Annotated in this window: 1 protein-coding gene; it reads left to right on the top strand. The window is 25.7% G+C overall.

The window, feature by feature from the left end; all coding sequences use genetic code 11:
- Nucleotides 1-685, top strand: a 685-nt coding sequence (locus tag DU473_RS08135) for a 6-hydroxymethylpterin diphosphokinase MptE-like protein (protein ID WP_131186974.1), incomplete at both ends; no start/stop codon positions are given.

Here is a 685-nt window from a genome sequence, read left to right as displayed (position 1 = left end):
AACCCCCTTACTGAATTAAACTCCTTATTAAATACTTATAATGATAAATACTTCTTATACCCTGTTCTTTATTTTTATGGTTTTGGAAATGGTATTTTATTTAAAGCCTTACTTCAAAACAAAAACCATAAACATATAGTAGTCTTTGAAAAAGAATTAGAAATCATTTATATTATGTTTCACTTAATAGACTTTTGCCATGAACTTAAGAATAATTCTTTAATAATACTTAATGCTAATACCTTAAATTTAAATGATTATAATGAACTTTGTTCATCTAATCCTTTCTTTTCTTTTTCAAGAGTATATTTTTTAGAATTAAGCTCTGATTATTATGAAAAATATAAAGAAGATATACTAAATATCAATCAAAACATGATGAGTCATTTTAAAAAAGCAATATTCTCTTATGGAAATGATCCCTTAGATGCTTTACAAGGTATAGAACAATTTACCTATAATCTACCTAAAATGATCACAAATCCTACTTTTAAAGAATTACTCACTAAAAGATCAAATTTAAGTGATACAGCCATAATAGTTTCAACAGGACCTTCACTCACTAAACAACTACCCATTCTAAAAGAATATCAAAACAAAGCCACAATATTTTGTGCAGATAGTGCTTATGCTATATTAGCTAAACATGGTATTAAGCCTGATTATGTTTGTATGTTGGAAAGAA

The organism is Campylobacter novaezeelandiae (assembly GCF_004323845.1).
In the GTDB taxonomy this organism is placed as follows: domain Bacteria; phylum Campylobacterota; class Campylobacteria; order Campylobacterales; family Campylobacteraceae; genus Campylobacter_D; species Campylobacter_D novaezeelandiae.
Note: the sequence above shows the minus strand (reverse complement) of the source record. Positions and strands in the feature narration are given on the sequence as shown.